Annotated in this window: 15 protein-coding genes; 8 read left to right on the forward strand and 7 right to left on the reverse strand. The window is 32.8% G+C overall.

Translation table 11 applies throughout. The features are described 5' to 3' along the window. Position 1: 1 nt before the first annotated feature. From CUC15_RS09720 to CUC15_RS09740, 5 genes are all read right to left on the reverse strand, one after another. Positions 2 to 238 (reverse strand): hypothetical protein, encoded by a 237-nt coding sequence (locus CUC15_RS09720; protein ID WP_114916478.1) that lies wholly within the window; start codon positions 236 to 238, stop codon positions 2 to 4. A gap of 54 nt (positions 239 to 292) precedes the next feature. Beyond that, positions 293 to 646, reverse strand: coding sequence for a YhjD family protein (locus CUC15_RS09725; RefSeq protein WP_114916479.1), 354 nt, complete (start codon positions 644 to 646; stop codon positions 293 to 295). Positions 647 to 820: 174 nt separating this feature from the next. Then, complete coding sequence (locus CUC15_RS09730) at positions 821 to 1,081, reverse strand: hypothetical protein (RefSeq protein ID WP_114916480.1); 261 nt, start codon at positions 1,079 to 1,081, stop codon at positions 821 to 823. Next, complete coding sequence (locus CUC15_RS09735) at positions 1,078 to 1,464, reverse strand: hypothetical protein (protein ID WP_114916481.1); 387 nt, start codon at positions 1,462 to 1,464, stop codon at positions 1,078 to 1,080. Before CUC15_RS09735 ends, CUC15_RS09730 begins: the two co-directional genes overlap by 4 nt. 41 nt (positions 1,465 to 1,505) lie before the next feature. Then, positions 1,506 to 2,513 carry a type I restriction enzyme HsdR N-terminal domain-containing protein gene (locus CUC15_RS09740; protein ID WP_162800292.1) on the reverse strand — a complete coding sequence of 336 codons (1,008 nt, stop codon included), beginning with the start codon at positions 2,511 to 2,513 and terminating at the stop codon, positions 1,506 to 1,508. 232 nt (positions 2,514 to 2,745) lie between these two features. On the opposite strand from CUC15_RS09740, the gene CUC15_RS09745 reads away from it, so the two are divergent. From CUC15_RS09745 to CUC15_RS09755, 3 genes are all read left to right on the forward strand, one after another. Next, the gene (locus CUC15_RS09745) at positions 2,746 to 3,078 is read left to right on the forward strand and encodes a hypothetical protein (protein WP_114916483.1); all 333 of its coding nucleotides are present in this window, start codon (positions 2,746 to 2,748) and stop codon (positions 3,076 to 3,078) included. A gap of 211 nt (positions 3,079 to 3,289) precedes the next feature. Continuing rightward, a complete protein-coding gene (locus tag CUC15_RS09750; RefSeq protein ID WP_114916484.1) occupies positions 3,290 to 3,745 on the forward strand; it encodes a hypothetical protein in 456 nt (151 codons plus the stop codon). A gap of 1,278 nt (positions 3,746 to 5,023) precedes the next feature. Continuing rightward, positions 5,024 to 5,266 (forward strand): YneF family protein, encoded by a 243-nt coding sequence (locus tag CUC15_RS09755; protein ID WP_114916485.1) that lies wholly within the window; start codon positions 5,024 to 5,026, stop codon positions 5,264 to 5,266. A 394-nt stretch (positions 5,267 to 5,660) separates the two neighbouring features. On the opposite strand, the gene CUC15_RS09760 is transcribed toward CUC15_RS09755, so the two are convergent. Next, positions 5,661 to 6,020 (reverse strand): hypothetical protein, encoded by a 360-nt coding sequence (locus CUC15_RS09760; protein ID WP_114916486.1) that lies wholly within the window; start codon positions 6,018 to 6,020, stop codon positions 5,661 to 5,663. A gap of 773 nt (positions 6,021 to 6,793) precedes the next feature. On the opposite strand from CUC15_RS09760, the gene CUC15_RS09765 reads away from it, so the two are divergent. The 3 genes from CUC15_RS09765 (at position 6,794) to CUC15_RS09775 (ending at position 8,484) form a co-directional block, all read left to right on the forward strand. Next, complete coding sequence (locus CUC15_RS09765; RefSeq protein ID WP_114916487.1) at positions 6,794 to 7,498, forward strand: cytochrome c biogenesis CcdA family protein; 705 nt, start codon at positions 6,794 to 6,796, stop codon at positions 7,496 to 7,498. 83 nt (positions 7,499 to 7,581) lie between these two features. After that, the gene (locus CUC15_RS09770) at positions 7,582 to 7,950 is read left to right on the forward strand and encodes a response regulator (RefSeq protein WP_114916488.1); all 369 of its coding nucleotides are present in this window, start codon (positions 7,582 to 7,584) and stop codon (positions 7,948 to 7,950) included. A gap of 51 nt (positions 7,951 to 8,001) precedes the next feature. Beyond that, positions 8,002 to 8,484 carry a CcdC family protein gene (locus tag CUC15_RS09775; RefSeq protein ID WP_114916489.1) on the forward strand — a complete coding sequence of 161 codons (483 nt, stop codon included), beginning with the start codon at positions 8,002 to 8,004 and terminating at the stop codon, positions 8,482 to 8,484. A gap of 96 nt (positions 8,485 to 8,580) precedes the next feature. Here the strand turns inward: CUC15_RS09775 and CUC15_RS09780 are convergent, their stop codons facing one another. Further along, positions 8,581 to 9,051, reverse strand: a complete 471-nt coding sequence (locus CUC15_RS09780; protein ID WP_114916490.1) for a DUF2621 family protein — start codon at positions 9,049 to 9,051, stop codon at positions 8,581 to 8,583. Positions 9,052 to 9,275: 224 nt separating this feature from the next. Between CUC15_RS09780 and CUC15_RS09785 the strand changes: the two genes are divergently transcribed. Then, complete coding sequence (locus tag CUC15_RS09785; RefSeq protein ID WP_242985982.1) at positions 9,276 to 10,400, forward strand: ATP-binding protein; 1,125 nt, start codon at positions 9,276 to 9,278, stop codon at positions 10,398 to 10,400. Positions 10,401 to 10,814: 414 nt separating this feature from the next. Continuing rightward, a complete protein-coding gene (gene acnA, locus CUC15_RS09790; protein WP_114916491.1) occupies positions 10,815 to 13,526 on the forward strand; it encodes an aconitate hydratase AcnA in 2,712 nt (903 codons plus the stop codon). Positions 13,527 to 13,710 lie beyond the last annotated feature (184 nt).

The following is a 13,710-nucleotide window of genomic DNA, read 5'->3' on the forward strand; positions in this document are numbered from 1 at the left end:
ATTATAGATTATTTAGTTCTATATTTGTTAATTCAATGTGATATATTCCACTTTCTATTTCTTCACGCATTGATAATAAATAACTTTTCAAGTTTTCATCTCCTAAAGATTCTACGTATGACCAGTTAATATTAAGTGTGCCATCCTCTTTAAATACTGTCAGATATGTACTTCCTTTTTCTTTCCATGATGCTACTAGTTTGTAATCTTCGGTACTAGGTGGCATTTGCCATTTCATTATTATCACCTCCCAGTTAATCATTTCTACATTTAACATAATCCTTCTATAAAATTACTCTTCTTTCCACACACGATGTTTACTTTTAAATTCAGTTGCTTTATTTCCATACAGATAATCCCGCATTAATTCAGCAGTCATTAATCGTAGTTCTTTAGGTTTGTATTCAATGATTTTACCGTTAACAATATATGTACATTGATCGATGCATTTAATATCCATACGATGCTTGCTAATCATATCCTTTTTTAATGCGTAAAAATCCTTCTTCATCTGTTGCATTACAACATCAAGTTTATCCAGATATAGCCCAGCCATTTTAAAACTTTCAAAAGATTTTTTATCTTGTTTAAACACTGTAATAGCCATTGGCATTGCGATGTATTGATTAATTAGTGATTTATCCAATATAAACACCTCATCAGGAACATTTGTTCTTATGATATACTTTAACTATTATCTAAGTCAATTCCTATTACAGCAAATGTTAAAAATATAAGGGAGAGTCAGTTAAAAATTCCGTCCTCAATTGTTAAGAAAAGAGTTGTATGAACATATTAACAGTCGATGTTAGATTGGAATTTAAGGTTTGAGATGATTAGATAACAACGATATTATCTTTTCATATTGGTCTTGTATAGATTTGTTATACTTAAGAAAGAACTGATTTTGATCAGCATCTATTAAAGCGTAAAAGGCGAGTTCGTCATCCGTAGGTTTTAATCTTTTAATATTTCCAGTTATTATATGTTCTAGCCCTTCCAGTAAATTTATAATTTTATCTACATCGCTTCTTTCAGATTCATTAAGATATATTTTAATCGGATCACTGCTATTTTTCATTCTAAATCATGTACCTTAGTAGAGGAAAAGTTAATATATTCCCTCTTAGACTCTTCTGTTACGTCTCTAAAGTGATATTGTCTCCATAACGGTTCATGCTGTGGTTTAATAGATTTATATCCCAATATCTGTCTTCTTTGAAACTCACCCTTTTCACTGTAAAAGTATTCTAAGGCTTTAATGGTTTCCACAAGATTTTTTTGGAATTGTAAAAATAAGTCAGATTTTAATTTTATTAATAAACTAAGGCGTAAGTTTCTTGTTTGTGTATCTAAGTTTTCTTTTTGGTTTTTGTAATTTGATCTTTGAGTAATATACACTCCAAACAATGCTAAAACAGCAGGTATTGTTGCCTTAATGATTTCTTCCAAATAAGCACTCATATAAACCTCCTACTTATATTAAATTGAAAAAATGTTTGTTTTCAGTCCCAAGTCTTATTTGGAAAATACTCTGCTTCATAATGCCACAAAAAATTATGAACATATGATAAATTAAAATTAAAGGGATTTTCAAATAAAGGAAATAAATCTAAACAAATCTGATTGAAATATAAATAATCTTGCGCAGTTTCATTTTTTAGGTCAATATCAGTAATATGGAATCTTTTCATGGCGTTAATCACATTAGGCTCAATAACAGTGTATTCCATTGGATAGAGAGCAGATAATAATTGTGTTATGAAGAAAAGACCACCTTTTTCAATGCCATATTTTGAATTTTTACCCGTTGTATTCTGTATTTTTATTTCAATAGGAACGTTAGTAGCTTTAAGCTGTGCAACTAAGTTTTTAAAACTTGCATAATTATTCTTGATATTGTTTAATAATTCAGTCTTTCCTCTGGATTTCATAGTATATTTCTTCAACGAGAAGATTACTAAGTCCTTATCATTGATTTTTTCTATACTTGTTAGAATGTTATGTAATTCATTTGTTGCGTCATTATGCCACTCTGAATCTTCATAAATTCTTTTTTGTAGTTTTATATTTGTTTCGAAATTGGTAATGGCTTCAAATAAATAGGGAGTAGCGTTTATTATTTTAGATTTTTTTAAAAATCTTTTAGCAGGTAACGTGGGGCAATCTTCTAATTTTATAGAATCACCTTGCAAAGATCCAGTCATGTACCAACTGTATATATTGCCATTGGTACAGCAAAAAAATGGTGAGTTCAATCTCTGGGCATAAGATTCTGCTTGAGGAACTGCAAAGTCTATGTCAGAATCCTTACAGTCTTTTACCTCAATTACACAAAAGATTTTTCTTCTATAGAATTTATCATAGTAGTATAAGACAAAGTCTGCCCAAATAGTTTTCGTACCCATCTGTACAGGGACTCTACCATAACCTTGAATATTATCTTCTGGAAATTGAAACCTATCAACTAAGTCAGGTTTGACTTTATCTAAAGCAACTAGTAACTCACTCATAGCCAACATCCTTTAATATTATTTTAAAAACTGTAATAATTTAATTATAACTAATTTAAATCGAATTTTATCTATTAAGGTTCAGTTTAACTATATATTATATTAGGGATTACTTTAAATAATTTGAGCAAAGATTAACTTTTAGTCGAGTATAATATAATTGGAAAAAAGTGAGATGAGATTACGATAGATTTTGGGGTGTTAGGAGTATTTGAAAAAAGGGAGAAATTTAATGAAGAAACTATTAATAATATTGATGTTTGCTATGGTACTAACAGCTTGTAGTCAAGATTCTACATCAGGTGGAAGCTATTCAATGGTTGTTGTTATCAATGGAATTGAATACAATGGCACAAATGGAAATTTGATTGATTACGAAATAGACGAAGAGATTGGTAGGGTTAGCAAAAAAGTAGAACCACATATTTTTCCCGAAAATAATCAATCCAACTTTTATGAAGAAGATTCCGTTATTTATTCTGTAAAAAATGAAACTGATTTTATTATTGTAGAAAATACGAAAGGGGAACAATCTCTGCTTCAAAAACCTTCAGGTTCAAATTAAATAATAGTTCTTTGGTTGGAATGAGTTACTTTTTAATAACTGGTGTGATAGTTAAACAAGAAGGTCGTCTAGTACGATCTTTTTCTTTAATCTACACTTACAGAAAATTATGATATTATTACCTTAGGCTCTTGAGCTAACGGGGCAGTTTAATTTAATAGCAATTATTTTTACAATGTCTTATGACATATCTTTTTGTTGAGGTGATTAAGTGGATCATAATGAGTACAAAGCATATTTGAAACAGCAATATTCCCATAAGATTCGACCGTTACAATCAGTTAATGACGTTATCTCCGCATTTCAAAAAAAATTAGATCTTGTCGAAACAGAATTATCTGAATCCGAAATTATTTTCTTGAAAATGACAATTCTTAACTATACTCATGCACACAAAAACGACCCTATAATATCTAACTTGGATAACTTAAATTTCATTTCGTATGAAGTAGTAAAAAATGAAAAAAGTGATTATTACTACAATCATATGAAGATTAACTCTGGTAATGAAAGAATACTTGTCATTATTGAATCCCAGTTAAATGAAATAACCTCCAATTGCGAAGAACTAAAAGTGGATATGCTTATCGAACGTGGAATCGACACATCTCATGTTAAACAAGACACACCTAATTTTTTTGCATATCTAATGCTTTTTGATAATTAATCAAAAGAAATTCTCCTTTATAGAGGAAATAAAGTGCTATAATCTCTTCAAATATTGTATTATGGGTAGGAAGTTTTCTTATTCTTAGTTATGGGGTTTAAATGTTAAACCTTTTGTTGCTAACGGGTGCTTTAACACAATAAGCAGATCGTCTATACGGCGGTCTTTTTTTAACTAATGGGGCAGAGCTGAAGAAGGAAATAGAAAATAAAAGTAGAATTTATTTAAAGGATGAAATTCTTATTCCGAGTCAGAATAGTTAAACAACGATTAATTAATTGGGAGTTAGAAGATGAAAAATAAAAAAAGAAATAGAGACGGCTTTTTTAAAGATACCCTAATTGAGTTTATATTTGAAGTGGTTTGGAACATCTTAATGTTTATACCAAGAATGATAATTCGCCTAATAGGGAACATTTGGTAAGGTGGCTAATCAAATTAGAACTAACGAGGGCGATTGCAAATAAGAGCTGTCGCTTTTTTACAAACAATACAGCATTCCTGTAATAAATGAACTGTAAAAAGGATAAGTTTGTGAATAAACACACTTAAACTAACTGGTGCAAGAGTTAAACAAGGCGATCATCGAAACGGTTGTCTTTTTTCTTTTTGAAAATCGTTTAGAATATTATGTTAATATTGAATTAAAAGGTTCTCGAACTAACGGGGAAGGTTAGTGAAATTTATATTCAGTTTATAGAAGTAAAAGGTTATAAAATGGATTGGTCTTTTGGTTTCCAATAATAATTACATTGGCAGTTGTATTCGGCATTTTTGATGATAAAAACTGGTGCTTTAGTTGAAGTAGAAAGGACATAACATATTTTATATGACTAATATGTTATGTCCTTTAATTTTCCAACCTCCTTTAAATTTAGGTCTTGATAAGGTTTTGGTTAAGGGCTTTTTATAATCTAAAATCTCTCCAAACTTCTCTAGCCAAATCAAAGTCATACACTTCATTAATTCTCCCACAAGTGAATCAGTCAGATCATCATGATTGTGTAAATCCTCAATGTGGTATTCTAGTTGCTCCTGTTTTTTCTCTTACATATAAATATCCTCAAGATATTTATCTTTGCATCCATTTTTTTCCCTCCCTTCATAACTACAATCGTACAAAGTTACGAAAAGGGGGGATTTAGGAATTATTTAATTCTATATTTTATTAATTCAATGTCATAGAGGCTTTCATGCTTCCTTTTATATTAAGTCTACTTTTTAATTTAAAGCACTTATATAATAAAAGAAAAAATAAACCACAAATTTGCAATTATCATGTTTTTTTGGTATATTTTACTTAGCAGAAAAGGTGGTTGTGAAACTTCCTTTTCATTAATTGCTGGTGTTGCTCTTGGATTTTTCTTAGCGAGAAAATACATGATGAACTATATGAAAAAGAATCCACCAATTAATGAGCAAATGCTTCGTACACTTATGATGCAAATGGGTCAAAAGCCATCGCAAAAGAAAATTAATCAAATGATGCGTGCGATGAATAATCAAACTGATAAAAAATAGCTGATACATAAGAGTCTGAAGGGTATTGGTTATACAATATCACATAGTAAAGAACTCGTTTGGTTAATTTTTTTTAAAACCACTTTTTCTGTAGAAAAAATAGAGCAGAAGGAGTGGTTTTTTCGTGTTTTTAGAAATATTTTGGTTAATTTTTTTAATAAATATCTTCAGTTATATCCTCTTTCATTAAGTTCACCTTTTTCTTTTGATTTTATTATTCTTATAACAAATTGTAAGTCATTTAATAATCTTTAGCTATACCACCAAAAATTAGTCTAGTTTGTGTATGGATGATAGAACGATACGAAGATTATGTGTCCATTTTCTACTATAGTAGGACTCAGTAATGAAAAAGCCTGTAGAGAAAAATTCTCTACAAGCTAATATAAAGGGCTTACCAGTCGTCCCTGTGTCTACTGTTATGATCTCTAATAATAACTTCATCAGCGCAGATAAATACATCATCCACATCAAAGAACCTTCTACGATCACGGTCACGATCACGGTCACGATCACGATCACGGTCACGATTACGATCATGATCATGATCACGTTTGTGGTCACGTTTATGATCGCGTTTGTGGTCACGTTTATGATCGCGTTTGTGGTCACGTTTATGATCGCGTTTGTGGTCACGTTTATGATCGCGTTTGTGGTCACGTTTATGATCACGTTTGTGGTCATGTTTATGATCACGGTCATGATCACAGTCATCATCACGACGTCGATCGTGTTTGCTTCTAAAAGTTGACATCTAGCATCCTCCTTCGCTCTTTTACTTACGTTAGTATAAATATGCTACTTTTTTAAACGTTGAATAGACTGCTGTATCTACTTTTAATAAATGTACTTATTCCCTAAATGTTTGTAATCACCCGAAGGATGAAGAGTATAAGAGAGATTATATATAGGGAAGAAGGATTTTTATATTCTCGAGATTAATAACGAACCATTAGATACGGACAAATTGACTAAAAATAATAATGTTTGAATCCAAACAGGTGGGTACACACCAACTAATTTAAAAGTTGTTGCCGAATACCTGCATCAACAAAAATGGTATTGGACATCATACACAAGGTGGTAAGAGTACCGTCATTACAACTGGGGGACTTAATGCTGCAAACCAAAAGAAATTTGAGACTTGGTTAAAATCTAAAGGCTGGTTTTACAAAGTATTGAAATAGATTAAATTACGTTAATAGGGTGCATATCATTTACTTGGTATACAGCTTTTTTTGCGATATATAAAAAAGAGGATCTAATAGTAAGGTGTTAGTTTGAATATCTTGCATTAGGATATCAACTTTTATTGAAAAGTAGTATTGTTCTTAATAATGTACACTTGTAAACTTTATTGTGTACATTACTTTATAAAACTTTGGAATAATTATTATAGGAAGGTATCATAAATATTTAATTATGAAGCATTTTAATGAATTCAACCTTTTGTCGAATTTATTAGTAATAAAATTGGTTACTTCTGTTAAAATAATGGAAGTGGGGTCACGATAAGGGGGAGTTTTTTTGTCTGAAATTAATGTATTTCTTGCGTTTGGAGCAGGATTTTTATCATTTGTATCACCTTGTGTATTGCCGCTCTATCCAGTGTTCTTATCTTATATAACTGGAATGAGTGTAAGCGAAGTCAAAGAGGAAAATAAAAGATTAAATAAAAAAGCATTATTACATACACTGTTTTTCTTACTTGGATTCTCGAGTATTTTTGTAATGATCGGCTTCACTACAACCTATATTTCTGAATTTTTATTAACCTATCAAGATGTTATTAGACAAATTGGGGCTATCTTAATTGTTTTCTTTGGACTTGTAGTTGTAGGAATCTTTAATTTTGAGTTTTTAATGAAAGATAAGAAAATCCATTTTAAAAATCGTCCAGCTGGATTTATCGGTTCATTTATTATTGGGATGGCATTTTCATTGGGATGGACACCATGTACTGGTCCAATTCTCGCGATTGTACTATCGCTTGCTGCGACAGATCCTAGTGCGGGGATGGTCATGATGATTTCTTATGTTCTAGGGTTTTCAATTCCATTTCTTTTACTATCGTTTTTCATCGGGAAATTTACTTGGGTTAAAAAATATAGTACACGTATAGTAAAAATTGGTGGATATGTTATGATATTTATGGGTATTGCCCTCTTTTTTGACTGGATGACTAAATTAACTGCATTCTTAGCTGGGTGGTTTGGATTCTCGGGTTTTTAATTATCGTTCAATCTCTTCCATTTTTTTCGAAAGAAGAATGTTAGAGTCGCTACATGAAGTGAACCAATTAGGAGGAAACTTTAATGGCAAAAATACTAATAGCCGATGATGCTAAATTCATGAGACTTACACTTCAGGCGATGCTAAGTAAAAATACACATGAAATCATAGGTGAAGCGGTAAATGGTGAAGAGGCTATTAAACTTTTTAAAGAATTACGTCCAGAATTAATAACGATGGATATTACAATGCCTGTTGTAAATGGGATTGATGCAATCAAAGAAATAATGAGATTAGATCCAGATGCAAATATTATTGTCTGCTCAGCGATGGGGCAACAAAAGGTAGTCGTTGAGGCGATTGAGGCAGGTGCAAAGGATTTTATTGTGAAACCGTTTGATGAGCGTAATGTATTAGCTACAATAAGTCGTGTATTGAACACAATCGACTAGTATTTTTCTATAGTTTTATTCTATTAAAAGGCATCAGAAAGAGTGATATCCATGTTCTGGGTAATTGCAAGTACAATGGTTGCAGCTATGATGGCAACTCTCATGATATTTATTCGTTTACGAGCAGCAAAAAAGCCTGCATCTGTGAAGAAAATCATTCTTCCACCAATAATGATGAGTACTGGTGCGTTTATGTTTTTAATCCCTGTATTTCAAGTCGGTTGGATCCAGGTGCTTGAAGCACTAGGTGTCGGAATCATTTTTTCTATATTTTTAATTAAAACATCAAAGTTCGAAATGCGAGATGGAGAAATATACTTAGTTCCTTCGAGAGCATTCCCATTTATTCTATTCAGTCTACTAATCATACGAATTATTATTAAGTTAATTATCGGAAGCTATATTTCATTAGGTGAAACAAGTGGCATGTTCTTCCTTTTAGCATTAGGAATGATAGTGACCTGGAGAATTGTCATGCTTTATCAATACTCCCAGATAAAAAAGAAAAAGAGCAATGCGGGAGAGCCAGTTTAATGTGCAGAAATGCGGGAAGTAATAAAAAAGAAAAGATATGCAGAGAATTCCACTGCATATCTTTTCTTTTTTATTATATGTAATTAGGTGAGTCACTTAAGCCTTTGTTTTCCTATATTTTGATTGCCAATTGTCTCGATAGTTACTCTTTGACAGAGTAAAGAGATGCTCATAAGGCGCAACGTCAATTTCTTTTTCTTTGAGTTTTTTTCTTAAGAATTTATGATCGCGTTTTGGTGTTGCGATAATATAACCTTCTATAATCGATTCCTGTGTTATTCGATTTTGATTCTTTTCGAGCGCTACATGGCCGATTTTACTCGCAATTGTATGTTTAGCAACATCACGAAAAAGTTCTGGAACTGGTGCTACTAGTTCTTCAAGTAATGCCTTCTCCTTAACTTCCCACATATGCAACGTTTTTTTTATATAATATTCTTCCCAGTCCATTACGGACTTTCCATCATCTTTTGGTAATTTCTTAAGGAATTTACGAAACATGAAAAATCCACCAATCGCCATTAAGCTAATTAATAAAAATCCCCATAACACAAGTAAAGTTCCCATTATTTCACCTGTTTCTTTATTTTTTTAATAAATGTTGCTTTTTGGTAAATATTTAATTTATTTTTACAATCGTTTATAGTAATATACATGTAATCAGATAAATAAATAAATTTAATCAATACTAATTATAGTAGTCTTTTTAAAGACATACAAGTTTCATATTCTTATCGGATTCTTCATATACTTAATTAGAGGTTGCTAAATGTAGAAAAAGGAGGAGTTTGATGGATTCTGAAGGATTTAAGTCAAAGAATGTAGAACAGTGCATTGCGTCTCAACGTACCAATATTAACAAAGATAAGGAAGAGCCTGACTTAAAAAAATTCACACCAATGCCTGCTTTTATGTTCAACTGGATCGAAAGCAATCGAGATGAAATTATTACGATATGGAATCTTGAGGGTAAAATGCTGTTTATCTCTGATGCGATTGAACGATTAATAGGAATTAGTAAGTCTGAACTTATTGGTTCTTCTTGGTATGATCGAATGTATCCAGAAGATGCAGATTATCTTTCACATCATTTAAAGCGAAATATTAACCAGATACAGAAATTTATTATTAACTTGCTCCATAAAAATGGAGGATATATAACGACAGAGTGCACTATCCAGAAATTAACAGATAATACTAGTGGTATTTCTTATTATATCGGATTATTAAAGGATGTTTCGGCACAACGACAGGTAGAAGAGTTAATGATTCGCTCGGAAAAAATGTCTGTTGCAGGTCAGCTAGCTGCCGGAATCGCACATGAAATAAGAAACCCGCTAACTTCAATTAAGGGTTTTTTACAGCTGTTGCAGGCTGGCGTTCATAAGGATGAGTACTACAGTATTATGCTCGATGAAATCGAAAAAATGGAGAAGATTACATCTGAGTTATTATTTCTATCCAAACCAGTTACAAACGATAGAAATATAGAATCTGTAAATAGTATGATTGAAGATATAGTAAGTTTACTTCAGCCGCACGCGAGGATGAAAAATATCGAAATTGGTATAGAAGGTAAAATTTCAGATTATATCTTATGTGATCGAACCCAAGTTAAACAGGTTTTGATAAATATCGTCAAAAACGCGGTCGAGGCAATGGATGGGCCAGGGGAAATTACAATAAGTGCTGAGTCTAAAGATACAAATGTAGTTATCCTTATAAAGGATGAAGGTCCAGGGATTCCGGATGATATATTAGAGAAATTAGGAGAACCATTTTTTACGACGAAAAAAAATGGTACTGGTTTAGGTTTGTTGATTACAAAACAGATATTAGAAAGGCATAATGCAAGTTTGACTATTTTAAAAAATAACGACAGGGGAAGCACCTTTAAATTGTCATTTCCAAAATAAAAAATAGATGTTTGGTTCATAACGGCATAAGGATATTTAACTGCACCGAATTCGCGAGCATACCTCTTGTTCCCCATATGATAAAACAAACATAGAAATCATTAACTAAATTCCTAGATATTCTCTTGTCAATAACAGCTAGGTACTAATTCTGTCTTTATATTTATTTTACTTATTATAACAAAGATGAACGATATTTATGCTTTTGTATAAGAAATACTTATCATGATACATAAATTTTTAATATATACCGAAATGCTAGAATTAATTGTTTTATGTAAACGAATACGATAAGATGTATAGTGAAGGGGCTTTCTGAGTTTCTTAGATTAATAGATAGTTTGATTTTAGGTAATTTTAACTAATTTTATTGAAGAGATGAAAAAGTGAAAAAGTTCGGAAGGGGTAGCTTACATGAGTAATCAAAATGCATTTCAAGCAAAGAAACAATTCGAGTTACATGGGAAAAAGTATAATTATTTCCAACTAAAAGCATTAGAGGATGCAGGAATAGGCAATATTGACCGTTTGCCATTTTCGATTCGAGTGCTCTTAGAATCAGTAATCCGTCAACACGACGGACGTCAGATTACAGATGAACATGTTAGAGCATTAGCAAAGTGGGGGAATAAAGAAGTTAAGGATGTTGATGTACCATTTAAACCATCACGTGTAATCCTTCAAGATTTTACTGGAGTACCTGCAGTTGTTGACCTTGCATCATTACGGAAAGCAATGGTTGACCTAGGTGGAGACCCGAATAAAATAAACCCTGAGGTTCCCGTCGATCTTGTTATTGACCACTCAGTGCAAGTCGATCAATATGGTACAGCAAATGCGCTGCAAGCGAATATGGATTTGGAATTCAAACGAAATGCTGAACGCTATGAATTCTTAAATTGGGCACAAAAAGCATTTGATAACTATCGAGCAGTACCTCCAGCAACTGGAATTGTTCACCAAGTCAATCTTGAGTATTTAGCGAATGTTGTCCATGGTATTGAACAGGAAAATGGTGAATATGATGCATATCCAGATACATTAGTTGGAACGGATTCACATACGACAATGATCAATGGTTTAGGTGTGTTAGGTTGGGGTGTTGGTGGTATTGAAGCTGAAGCAGGAATGCTTGGACAGCCTTCATATTTCCCGCAGCCAGAAGTAATCGGTGTTAAATTTACAGGAAGTTTCCCAGATGCAACAACAGCGACTGATTTAGCTTTAAAAGTTACGCAAGTATTACGTGCGGAAAATGTTGTTGGCAAATTTGTTGAATACTTTGGACCTGGTTTAAAGGATATGCCACTAGCAGACCGGGCAACCATTTCAAACATGGCTCCTGAATATGGTGCAACTTGTGGTTTCTTCCCAGTAGATGAAGAATCATTAAATTATTTACGTTTAACTGGCCGAAGTGAAGAACAAATTGATTTAGTTGAAACATATTGTAAAGAAAATGGACTTTGGTATTCTTCAGAACAAGCAGACCCAGAATATACAGAAGTAATCGAGATTAATCTTTCTGAACTTGAACCAAACCTTTCAGGACCGAAACGTCCGCAAGATTTGATTACATTATCAAATATGCAAAAAGAGTTTAATAAAGCAATCACTGCAAAAGAAGGAAACCAAGGCTATGGCTTGGATAAATCAGAATTTGATAAAAAAGTAACAATTGTACATCCAAGTGGCAATACATCTGTCATGGAGACTGGTTCACTTGCTATCGCTGCGATTACATCTTGTACAAATACTTCAAATCCATATGTAATGCTTGGTGCTGGATTAGTAGCGAAAAAAGCCGTTGAAAAAGGTCTAAAAGTGCCTGAATATGTAAAAACATCATTAGCGCCAGGTTCTAAAGTAGTTACACGCTACCTGGAGGATGCTGGATTGCAAACTTATTTAGATCAATTAGGATTTAACTTAGTAGGATATGGATGTACAACTTGCATCGGAAACTCCGGTCCTTTACGCGAGGAGATTGAAAAGGCAATAATGGAAAGCGATTTAATTGCTTCTTCTGTGTTATCTGGTAACCGTAACTTTGAAGGACGGATCCATCCATTAGTAAAAGCGAATTATCTAGCATCTCCACCGCTTGTTGTTGCATATGCACTCGCAGGTACAGTTAATATCGATTTAACGAAGGATGCAATCGGTACGGATAAGGACGGTAATCCTGTTTATATTCGTGATATTTGGCCATCAATGCAAGAAATTAAGGATGAAGTTAATAGAGTAGTAACACCTGAAATTTTCCGTAAAGAATATGAAAATGTGTTCAATTCTAATGAACAATGGAATAAAATTGATACAACTGATGAAGCGTTATTTGAATGGGATGACGAGTCGACCTACATTCAAAACCCACCTTTCTTTGAAGGATTAGCGAAGAATGCTGGCACAGTTGAAGCATTGAACAATTTACGTGCAATCGGCCTGTTTGGCGACTCTGTAACTACTGACCATATTTCACCTGCTGGAGCAATAGCAAAAGATATGCCTGCAGGAAAGTATTTACAAGCGAAGGATGTATCACCAAGGAACTTTAACTCTTATGGTTCACGCCGAGGTAATCATGAAATTATGATGCGTGGTACGTTTGCTAATATCCGTATTCGTAATAAACTAGCACCCAATACAGAAGGTGGCTATACAACTTACTGGCCAACAGGAGAAGTAATGCCAATCTATGATGCAGCGATGAAGTATCAAGCATCAGGTACTGGATTAGTAGTATTCGGTGGAAAAGATTATGGCATGGGTTCTTCACGCGACTGGGCAGCGAAAGGTACGAATTTATTAGGTATAAAAACTGTTATAGCAGAGAGCTTTGAGCGTATTCACCGTTCAAACCTAGTAATGATGGGGGTATTACCACTACAATTCCAAAAAGGGCAAAATCTAGAGAAGCTTGGATTAACAGGTCAAGAAAGCTTTAATGTGGAAATTGATGAAAGTGTTAAACCACGTGATTTACTAAAAGTTACTGCAACAGATGAAACAGGTAAGACGACAGAATTTGAAGTTATCGCACGTTTCGATAGTGAGGTTGAAATTGATTACTACCGTCACGGTGGGATCCTGCAAATGGTTTTACGTGAAAGAATTGGAGCATAGCTAATAAGAAAAAGCGTTCTACATTATAAGTAGGACGCTTTTTTCGGTAATAATAATTGACATTAGAGCGAAAGGTATAAGATATATTCTATCAACAATTATCATTTGCGAATAATTTAAGAACAATCAGATGAATCCCTTTACAAAAGCGATGAATATACATACCATTTAGTTATAATGTTAT

It is taken from the genome of Oceanobacillus zhaokaii (assembly GCF_003352005.1).
Classification (GTDB): domain Bacteria; phylum Bacillota; class Bacilli; order Bacillales; family Amphibacillaceae; genus Oceanobacillus; species Oceanobacillus zhaokaii.

Coding starts and splice junctions, on each gene's coding strand:
- CUC15_RS09780 (WP_114916490.1), bottom strand. CDS start 9,051: ATGGGAACTTTACTTGTGTTATGGGGATTTTTATTAATTAGCTTAATG.
- CUC15_RS09745 (WP_114916483.1), top strand. CDS start 2,746: ATGAAGAAACTATTAATAATATTGATGTTTGCTATGGTACTAACAGCT.
- CUC15_RS09785 (WP_242985982.1), top strand. CDS start 9,276: ATGGATTCTGAAGGATTTAAGTCAAAGAATGTAGAACAGTGCATTGCG.
- CUC15_RS09735 (WP_114916481.1), bottom strand. CDS start 1,464: ATGAGTGCTTATTTGGAAGAAATCATTAAGGCAACAATACCTGCTGTT.
- CUC15_RS09755 (WP_114916485.1), top strand. CDS start 5,024: ATGTTTTTTTGGTATATTTTACTTAGCAGAAAAGGTGGTTGTGAAACT.
- CUC15_RS09775 (WP_114916489.1), top strand. CDS start 8,002: ATGTTCTGGGTAATTGCAAGTACAATGGTTGCAGCTATGATGGCAACT.
- acnA (WP_114916491.1), top strand. CDS start 10,815: ATGAGTAATCAAAATGCATTTCAAGCAAAGAAACAATTCGAGTTACAT.
- CUC15_RS09770 (WP_114916488.1), top strand. CDS start 7,582: ATGGCAAAAATACTAATAGCCGATGATGCTAAATTCATGAGACTTACA.
- CUC15_RS09760 (WP_114916486.1), bottom strand. CDS start 6,020: ATGTCAACTTTTAGAAGCAAACACGATCGACGTCGTGATGATGACTGT.
- CUC15_RS09720 (WP_114916478.1), bottom strand. CDS start 238: ATGAAATGGCAAATGCCACCTAGTACCGAAGATTACAAACTAGTAGCA.
- CUC15_RS09740 (WP_162800292.1), bottom strand. CDS start 2,513: ATGAGTGAGTTACTAGTTGCTTTAGATAAAGTCAAACCTGACTTAGTT.
- CUC15_RS09730 (WP_114916480.1), bottom strand. CDS start 1,081: ATGAAAAATAGCAGTGATCCGATTAAAATATATCTTAATGAATCTGAA.